The organism is Flavobacterium sp. UBA4854 (assembly GCF_002399805.1).
Lineage (GTDB): Bacteria > Bacteroidota > Bacteroidia > Flavobacteriales > Flavobacteriaceae > Flavobacterium > Flavobacterium ginsengisoli.
Genome location: NZ_DHEI01000080.1, coordinates 58,151 through 67,389, shown reverse-complemented (window position 1 = coordinate 67,389; position 9,239 = coordinate 58,151). Strand labels below are relative to the sequence as shown.

Here is a 9,239-nt window from a genome sequence, read left to right as displayed (position 1 = left end):
CCCAATTTGTAAAATTCATCCATTATTCTTTTGTTTTCAGAATAAATAGATAAGTCAGCTTGTTTTGCCACGAATCCAAAATCTAATAGATTATTATTGAGAATACTTTCGGCATATTTATTTCTGTTTTCTGTCGAAATAGTATTCGATTCTTTTCCGTCAGAAAGGAGATTCAAGTCGAAGAAATTTCCGGTAAAATCTCCAAAATAAATCGTATTTCCAGCAATTGCAGGAGAAGAGTAAACATATCCGTTACCTTTAAAACGGTATTTTTCTTTTCCCGTTTTTGCATCTAAAGCCAATAAAGCATAAGTATCTGAGGTTCCCACATAAACAGTATTATTTTTAATAACGGCAGAACTTAAGATCCATGAATTTTCAGCATTATACTTCCAAATTACTTTTCCTGTAGCAGCATTAAGTGCAAAGAAATAAGGATCTCTAGCGCCAAAATAGACTATGCCATCAGAAACAGCTGCTGAAGCTTGAATTCCTGTAAAACCAGTCTTAATTTCGGTAGAAAACTTCCATTTTTCTTTTCCTGTTTTTGCGTCTAAAGCATAAAAAATACCATCCCAACCGCCAAAATAAACGGTACTTTTATCTAGAACAGGAGTGCTATGTATTGCGGCCTTTGTCTGGAAATTCCATTTTAAACTTCCGTTTTTAGCGTCAACGGCATATATATTTCCATCACTACTTCCGAAAATTGCTAACGCCGATTTATTGTCTAGGTAGATAACAGGTGTCGAAAGATAAAAATCCCATAAATCAGCCATAAGTAAATCGCTTGGTTTCATTCCCCACATTCCGATTTCACTGTACCAATGTTCGCCATTGGTTTTAAAACGCCAGATTTCTTTTCCTGTTTTGGCATTTACAGCATAATAATGTCCATCAAAACTTCCAAAATAGACAATGTCATTGTAAAGGCTTGCTGAGCTATGAACAGCGCCATTGGTTTTAAATTTCCATTTTAGAGTTCCAGATTTTTCATCTGTAGCATAAAAATAACCATCTTCGCTACCAATATAAACTGTTTCGTTTTGTACAATTGGAGAAGAAAATATTTTTCCTTCAGTCTTGAATTTCCATTTTAAATCTTGAATAGGTTGATATCCCTTTCCAGGAAAAATACGATTTGAGAATGGATTTAAAATGTCCGATTTGTTCTGAGAAAAAGTATTAGAAGTAAAAATTAAAAAGGAATAGAGCAGGAGTAAGGTAAAGTTTTTCTTCATGTTTTTTCTTATAAAAGTAAAAATATTATAAGATATTAAAATGCAATGCGTTAAGAAATATGTTATAAATATATTTTAGAAAGCTCTTGATGTATAGTATATTTGTTATTATATGGAAATAGTAAACGAAAACGTCAAAGTTTATCAGTCATCAAAAAAAGATCAATTTATATTTTTTGCAATTGTTGCATTGCTAATAATTTTATTTTCTGCATTTAGCGGTTCGATAATAGGAGTGGTCTTTTGGTTTGTATTTTTTTTGCTTTGTGGTACATTAGCATTTGTTGCCTCAGTAAATCTGAAATTTACAATAGATTCTGAAAAAGAAGTAATTACTGTTGAAAAAATAAATTTTCTAGGAAATGTAGTAGAAATAAAAGAATATCCATTGAATCGGTATTATTTTGAAAGAAGATTTGTAAAGATGTATAAAAATCGAAAAAAAGATTGTTTTTCGTTTAGTGACAGCAGTTATGAAGGTGGAGAATTGTATTATAATAAAGAATTTTATACAGATGATTATATTATAGAAGGACTTCCGAAAAAGATGGTGCAAGTAATGGAAAACGATATTCAAAAAATGCAAGATAAAAAAGGCCAAGTTTTATCTATAAATTCAAAATTGATAAATAATTAAAAAATGAAAATAATAGCTGTAATTCCGGCACGATATGCTTCAACTCGTTTTCCTGCTAAGTTAATGCAGGATTTGGGAGGTAAAACAGTAATCCTGAGAACTTATGAAGCAGCAGTTTCGACAAATTTGTTTAATGATGTTTTTGTCGTAACCGATTCTGATTTGATTTTTGACGAAATTGTTTCTAATGGCGGAAAAGCCATTATGAGTATTAAAGAACATGAATCTGGAAGTGATCGAATTGCAGAAGCCGTTGCGAATTTGGATGTTGATATTGTAGTGAATGTGCAAGGTGACGAGCCTTTTACAGAAGCGGGACCATTAGAACAGGTTTTATCGGTTTTTAAAAATGATGCAGACAAAAAGATTGATTTGGCTTCGCTAATGCGTGAAATATCAGATGAAGAGGAAATCAATAATCCGAATAATGTAAAAGTGGTGGTAGATCAATCACAATTCGCGTTGTATTTTTCGCGTTCTGTAATTCCGTATCCAAGGGAGAAAAATGTTGGAGTGAGATACTTTCAGCACATCGGAATTTATGCTTTTAGAAAACAAGCTTTATTAGACTTTTACAGCCTCCCAATGAAATCTTTAGAAGCTTCTGAGAAGTTGGAGCAGTTAAGGTATTTAGAGTTCGGAAAACGCATTAAAATGGTTGAAACAACGCATGTTGGAATTGGGATTGATACAGCAGAAGATTTGGAGAGAGCGAGAGTTATGTTGAAGGATCTTTAATTAATTTGAATAACATTATCTACAATCTTGTCATTTCGACGAAGGAGAAATCTCCGTAAGTGGCTCGACAAAGATTGATTTGCATTGCGGAGTTTCTTGCGGAGATTTCTCCTTCGTCGAAATGACAAAACTGTTTGGTCACTTTGGGTAAAAAAAACAAAAAAACGCTCCAAAATCTTGGAGCGTTTTTAGTATCTAAAATTCTTAATTACTGGTATAAAGCAGGGAATTTAGAAGGATTTACTTCATGCATCATATCATAGATTTTCTCGTAAATATCTTCAGCAGAAGGTTTAGAGAAATAATCTCCATCAGTTCCGTACGCAGCTCTGTGTGCTTTTGCTGCCAAAGTCTGTGGTTTACTGTCTAAGTGTTTATATGCATCTTGTTCTTCTAAAATCTGCTGTAAAATAAATGCTGAAGCTCCACCAGGAACATCTTCGTCAATTACTAACAGACGATTTGTTTTGGCGATACTTTTTACAATGTCCTTACTAACATCAAATGGAAGTAAAGATTGAATATCAATAACTTCACATTCAATTCCTTTTTCTGCTAATTCATTAGCAGCTTGCATAACCAATCTTAAAGTAGAACCGTAAGAAACCAAAGTAATATCAGAACCGTCTCTTAAAGTTTCTACAACACCAATTGGTGTTTTGAATTCACCAAAGTTTAGCGGTGTTTTTTCTTTTAAGCGGTATCCATTTAAACATTCAATAACCAAAGCAGGTTCATCACATTCTAACAAAGTGTTATAAAAACCAGCTGCTTGTGTCATGTCTCTTGGAACCAAAACGTGAATTCCGCGAATTGCATTGATGATCATTCCCATTGGAGAACCAGAATGCCAGATTCCTTCCAAACGGTGACCACGAGTTCTAATGATTAATGGTGCCTTTTGTTTTCCAACCGTTCTATATTGTAAAGTAGCTAAATCGTCACTCATGATCTGAATAGCATACAGTAAATAATCTAAATACTGAATTTCAGCAATTGGGCGTAAACCTCTTAAAGCCATTCCGATTCCTTGACCAATAATAGTCGCTTCACGAATTCCGACATCGGCAACACGAAGTTCTCCGTATTTTTCCTGCATGCCTTCTAAACCTTGATTTACGTCTCCAATGTTTCCAACATCTTCACCAAAAATTAAAGTTTCAGGATATTTCGCAAATAAAGCATCAAAGTTATCACGCAAAATCATTCTTCCATCTAAATCTGGTTTTGCATTTTCTGCATATTTAGGAAGAATTTTTTCTACTGAAAATATATTTTGAGCAGATTCAGAATGCTGATTGCTGCTGAATTTCTGTTGAGTTTCGTTTAGGAAATTTGTAATCCAATTAGATAAAAGAACCTTACTGTTTGGAACCTCAATAAAACGAAGAATCTTTCTAGCATAAACTAGTAATTCCTTTTTTAAAGGTGCTTTAATCGCGGCTAATTCAGAAATTAATTTTTTGATTCTTTCTTTATGGTTGATGCTTGCTTCGGCAATTTGCTCCAATAAAGCTAAAAGATTTTTTTGCTCTTCGATAATTGGATTAATAAAAGCATTCCAAGCTTCTTTTTTAGCTTCTAAAACTTCTTTCTTTAATTGAAAATCAAGTTCGGCCAATTCTTCTGGAGAAGCAATATTAATAGCAATCATCCATAAACGCATTTGACGGATACAGTCAAAATCTCTTTCCCAAGCCAATCTTTCTGCACTTTTGTAACGTTCATGAGAACCAGAAGTAGAGTGGCCTTGAGGCTGTGTTAATTCGTTTACATGAATTAAAACAGGAATATGTTCTTCACGTGCAATTGCTCCAGCTCTTTCATATGTCGAAACTAGTTCGGCATAATCCCAACCTTTTACTCTAAAGATTTCATAACCTTTAGAATCTTCATCGCGTTGATATCCTTTTAAAATTTCAGAAATATTTTCTTTTGTAGTCTGATGTTTAGCATGAACAGAAATTCCGTATTCATCATCCCAAACACTCATAACCATCGGAACCTGTAAAACTCCCGCAGCGTTTATCGTTTCAAAAAATAAACCTTCAGAAGTGCTTGCGTTACCAATTGTTCCCCAAGCTACTTCATTTCCATTAACAGAAAATTTATCTTTAATTGTGATTCCGTCAACTTCTCTGTATATTTTGGATGCTTGAGCTAAACCTAATAATCTAGGCATTTGCCCTGCTGTTGGCGATATGTCTGAACTCGAATTTTTTTGTTTAGTTAAGTCTTTCCAAGAACCGTCTTCGTTTAAACTATGCGTTACAAAGTGTCCGCCCATTTGTCTTCCCGCAGACATCGGATCAAAAGCTAAATCGGTATGACCGTATAGACCGGCAAAAAATTGTTTTGCATTTAGTTCACCGATAGCCATCATAAAAGTTTGGTCGCGGTAGTATCCAGAACGGAAATCTCCGTTTTTAAAAGCTTTTGCCATTGCTAGCTGCGGAACTTCTTTTCCGTCGCCAAAAATTCCAAATTTAGCCTTTCCTGTTAATACTTCTTTTCGACCTAAAAGACTACATTCGCGGCTTGTTACAGCAATTGTATAGTCATTCAATACCTCAGTTTTGAAATCTTCAAATGTCAGTGTAGTATTGGTTTTTTCTTTTATCATAATCTTGTAGGGTCATGTTATTTATGTCGCGAAATTACTTAAAAACAATCAATAATCATAATTCTTTAAACTAAATATAATTTAATTATTTGTATTCAAATTCAAAAAACTACGTATTTTATTTATGTGATTTTTATGTAAAATTTAATTTTATTGATAATTTCGCAAGTTTTTGTTTAAAATTCATTTGATTAAAACCATTTTCGAGTGAAAAGAGTAACTAATGTTTTTGGTGAGAAAGTGATTATAAATCGTATTTTTTCATTGTATTTAGGTTGTGATATTTCCCATCCATTATTGGAGTAAACTGGAAAATAGAGTTCAAAATAGTCTGGAACCAAGTTTAAACGTACTCCCGAATCGTAAGCAAAGAACTCGCTTTGATGCTTGTTTTTCAAGAAACCAATGTCTCCATACAGCTCTACCCAGTTCCATATGGCATAACTGGCATTTAAAGTCGTTATCCATTGATTGGCGTATGCCGGTTCTAATTGCGATTTGAAACCACCTTCGGCAATAACATACTGCTGGCTAAAAAATCCTGTGCTTTCAGATCTACCAAACAAATTATAGTCAAATAAATAATCAGTTGGACGGTCTAATCCAAAACTAAAATAATCCGAATTTGTTGTGTTGTACAAGAAGGTTCCGGCATACAATCTTAAATTTAACTTTTTATTGTTTTCAAATAACCTTCTATATTCCACCTCTCCAGACATTTTTCCGAATCCGCTAGAAAGCTGCAAATCGGTCATAAAGCTAAAATGATTAATTAATTCTGTTTTAGTATTTCCATAACGGGCATTAAAAATAGAATAATTGGGTTGCGAGTTATCTGTTATATAAGCACTCTCTTCACGATTTACAATAACCTGACGTGCTAGAATGTACTGTTTTCGATTATCTCTAAAATCTTTTTCACGAATGCGAAACTGCACCATTGGATTTAACTTCAAATAAGTGGCATCTGGCGCGTAGTGATAATAATTTTGACTGATAGAATAACGAACATTATATAAAGTGCTATTTCTATAATTCTGATTCCATGAAAAAGCCGATGAACCAGAAATCGTACCTGCTTTAATTGAGTAAGCTGGGTTAATATCAAAATTAAAAGGTTTGTCTAAAATGGTCTTGTTATGAAAACGTACTCCAGGCGTTATACCGTCATAATAGTTGTAATTTAATGTTGGTATATATAAAATCTGATTGTAATCTGGGTCTTCTAAATCTTTTGAAAAATTAAATTTTAAAGGACGATTCAGCGAAACATGTTTTAAAGATCTCCAGTTGTTTCTTTGGTTGTATTCTGGAACTTCATTGTTATAATTAATTACAATTTTGTCTGCATTTTTTCGACTAAGTTCATAAACAGAATCTTTTGTTTTAGGCTCAATCCACTCTTTAAAAACAACTTCTTTCTTTTTAATTCCGTAAATCGGAATAGGAGCATAGATTCCAGTTTTGTTTTTAATAGAAAACTTTATGCTGTCTGCTGTTCTCGAAACGTGAGAAAATTTATAATCGATAATATCTCTTGAATCGATAATGGTTTTAAAGAACCAATCGATGTTTTTTGAGCTTTTTTGAGTTAAAATTTTTTCAAAATCATAACGATTAGATTGACCAAATTGATTCAAGTTATAAAATTCTTTGATGCTTTTTGGAACAATATCGTGATTAAGATAATCGTCTAGATAACTCAAACTTAAACCAGCGCGGTATTTACTGGCAATTTGTTCGTTAAATTTGATAAGCGTGTTTTTCGGATCTCCCAAAGGTTGATCCAAATTTTTACGAGCCATTAGCATATAGTAATAGCTGTATTGCTCATTAAAAGTTAGATTTGTAATATTATAACTTTTAAAGAGTTTCATGTCAGACAGTTTTCCCAGCATTTTTTCATCACGATGATGTTCTTCCATATAATTCATCATGGTATAAATCTGGATGGCGTCATAAACCCAATTGTCCTTTCTTGGGTCTAAACGAAGACTATTCTTGAGATAATTATTTAAAAAAGTCTTTAAAAACTGAATTTCAAATATAAAATCGTCCTCAAACGGACTAATAAATGAAGGCAACTGATTTAATCCGTAAAACGGATTTCTGTCATAATCGATCTGAGAAACCGTTATTTTTTCATTCGGATATTTGCCAATAACTTTTTCAGCGTAAGAAACCACTCGGTTGATTATAATAGCTCTCTGAAATTCATCTATTTTTTTGTTTTTTAGATTAGTTTCTACAAGTATAGAGCCATTATCATACGTTCTAAAGCTATTTTGTTTTTCGATATAAAGGCTAAAATCGGTTCTGTTTCTTCCCGAAAAAGAATAAATGCTATAGGTTTGATTGGTCGTGTCTTTTGAAATGGAATTTAAATCAGTAGTAATAGAATACTGGTTCGGAATTTTAATTTCGACCTCATAATCGCTCACTGCATTCGCGATATCATCTAGATTAAAATTGTTGTATTTTACAAAAAGACCATTTTCAAAGCGAGCAGGGCTTAAGAACCAGTTTCTTAGTGCCATTCCGCCATTTTGATCAAAACCAAGACGAGTGAATTTATCGTTTGGTATTTTTACAATGTAATTAAGGTGCAGATCAATTTTTTCGTTCGGAAAAAGTTTACGATCCAATTTGACAACAATATAATCAGGATTCTGAGCACTTCTTTCCCATTCTAGAGCCGAAAAATTAGTTTCGGTTAAATTGATTATTGTTGTTTTTCCTCTATCGACAGCTTTAGCTAAATGGAAACCTTTGTAAAATTCATCAGAAAAACGTTTTGCCAAAGGCGTGTTTTTGTCGGCGAAAGCATTGTTCCAATCATTTAGAACAATCGTAGTTAGCGTATCATTTGTTGTATTATGATATGTAATATCTTGCTTAACGTTCAGTGTTTTAAGCTCAAGATTCACTGCCACTTCCATCTTAGAGAGATGTTGCGCAGTTAGTTTTATCGAAAATGATAAAGCTAAAAAGAGGCAAATAATTTTATAAAGTGCTTTCAAATAATGGCTTAAAAATTATCAGATATACTTACGTTACGGACATATTGAAGTTACGGATTTTTGTAAAAATAGTATAAAAAAAGCTGTTTAAAAAAACAGCTTTCAATTTTTGCGTATTTGCAGTATATTTTAACCTTATAAGTGATATAAGTTCATTTAAAAAGATTGCTTTAAACGCTACGCTTATATCACTTATATGGTTCGAAAATTAGAAATTCGGACTTAAATCGTACTTTTTGTAGAATTTATCCAAAGCTTCAACAACTTCGTCTTCTGTGTCTACAATTTTAAATAAATTTAAATCTTCTGGACTTACTGTATGCATTTTTTCAACCAAAACGGTTTTAACCCATTCAATCAATCCTGACCAGAATTCAACTCCAACCAAAATAATCGGGAACTTTCCAATTTTTTTGGTTTGAATTAAAGTGATGGCTTCAAACATTTCGTCTAAAGTTCCAAAACCTCCTGGCATAACCACAAAACCTTGCGAATATTTTACGAACATTACTTTTCTCACAAAGAAATAGTCGAAATTCAAGTTTTTATCATGATCAATATACGGGTTGAAATGCTGCTCAAATGGAAGCTCAATATTTAAACCTACCGAAGTTCCACCACCTAAATGTGCACCTTTATTTCCAGCTTCCATAATTCCGGGACCACCTCCTGTAATCACACCGTAACCTGCTTTACTGATTTTATAAGCAATTTTTTCTGCCAATTGATAGTATTTATCCTCTGGTTTTGTTCTTGCCGATCCAAAAATAGAAACACAAGGACCAATACGTCCCATTGCTTCGTAACCATTTACAAACTCAGACATAATCTTAAAAATTGCCCAGCTGTCATTGGTTTTAATTTCATTCCACGTTCTTTGTTTCAAACGATCCTGAATTACTTTATCTTCATCATTATCAAAATCTTCTAATCTCATTTTAGGTATTTTAATTTATTATTATGTTTTTATGTAAACGGAA

The 9,239-nt window shown here is 32.8% G+C and carries 6 protein-coding genes; 2 read left to right on the top strand and 4 right to left on the bottom strand.

Going from position 1 to position 9,239, the window contains the following annotated elements:
• The coding region (locus B3J44_RS11195; RefSeq protein ID WP_286968523.1) for a PQQ-binding-like beta-propeller repeat protein at nt 1–1,241 on the bottom strand (1,241 nt) is incomplete at its 3' end.
• Nucleotides 1,242–1,353: 112 nt separating this feature from the next.
• Between B3J44_RS11195 and B3J44_RS11190 the strand changes: the two genes are divergently transcribed.
• Both B3J44_RS11190 and kdsB read left to right on the top strand, forming a co-directional pair.
• Nucleotides 1,354–1,878 carry a hypothetical protein gene (locus B3J44_RS11190; protein WP_286968522.1) on the top strand — a complete coding sequence of 175 codons (525 nt, stop codon included), beginning with the start codon at nt 1,354–1,356 and terminating at the stop codon, nt 1,876–1,878.
• Nucleotides 1,879–1,881: 3 nt separating this feature from the next.
• Nucleotides 1,882–2,616, top strand: coding sequence for a 3-deoxy-manno-octulosonate cytidylyltransferase (gene kdsB / locus B3J44_RS11185; RefSeq protein WP_286968521.1), 735 nt, complete (start codon nt 1,882–1,884; stop codon nt 2,614–2,616).
• Between the two features lie 208 nt (nt 2,617–2,824).
• Here kdsB and B3J44_RS11180 read toward each other — a convergent pair whose 3' ends face one another.
• The 3 genes from B3J44_RS11180 to B3J44_RS11170 all read right to left on the bottom strand — a co-directional run bounded on the left by B3J44_RS11180 (nt 2,825) and on the right by B3J44_RS11170 (nt 9,196).
• Nucleotides 2,825–5,239, bottom strand: coding sequence for an alpha-ketoacid dehydrogenase subunit alpha/beta (locus B3J44_RS11180; protein ID WP_286968520.1), 2,415 nt, complete (start codon nt 5,237–5,239; stop codon nt 2,825–2,827).
• Nucleotides 5,240–5,430: 191 nt separating this feature from the next.
• Nucleotides 5,431–8,178 (bottom strand): aminopeptidase, encoded by a 2,748-nt coding sequence (locus tag B3J44_RS11175; protein ID WP_286968519.1) that lies wholly within the window; start codon nt 8,176–8,178, stop codon nt 5,431–5,433.
• Nucleotides 8,179–8,467: 289 nt separating this feature from the next.
• Nucleotides 8,468–9,196 carry a TIGR00730 family Rossman fold protein gene (locus B3J44_RS11170; protein WP_111425481.1) on the bottom strand — a complete coding sequence of 243 codons (729 nt, stop codon included), beginning with the start codon at nt 9,194–9,196 and terminating at the stop codon, nt 8,468–8,470.
• Between the last annotated feature and the right edge of the window lie 43 nt (nt 9,197–9,239).

Excerpts from the sequence above, each read along its gene's own strand:
- B3J44_RS11180 (WP_286968520.1), bottom strand. The coding sequence starts at position 5,239 with ATGATAAAAGAAAAAACCAATACTACACTGACATTTGAAGATTTCAAA.
- B3J44_RS11175 (WP_286968519.1), bottom strand. The coding sequence starts at position 8,178 with ATGGAAGTGGCAGTGAATCTTGAGCTTAAAACACTGAACGTTAAGCAA.
- kdsB (WP_286968521.1), top strand. The coding sequence starts at position 1,882 with ATGAAAATAATAGCTGTAATTCCGGCACGATATGCTTCAACTCGTTTT.
- B3J44_RS11170 (WP_111425481.1), bottom strand. The coding sequence starts at position 9,196 with ATGAGATTAGAAGATTTTGATAATGATGAAGATAAAGTAATTCAGGAT.
- B3J44_RS11190 (WP_286968522.1), top strand. The coding sequence starts at position 1,354 with ATGGAAATAGTAAACGAAAACGTCAAAGTTTATCAGTCATCAAAAAAA.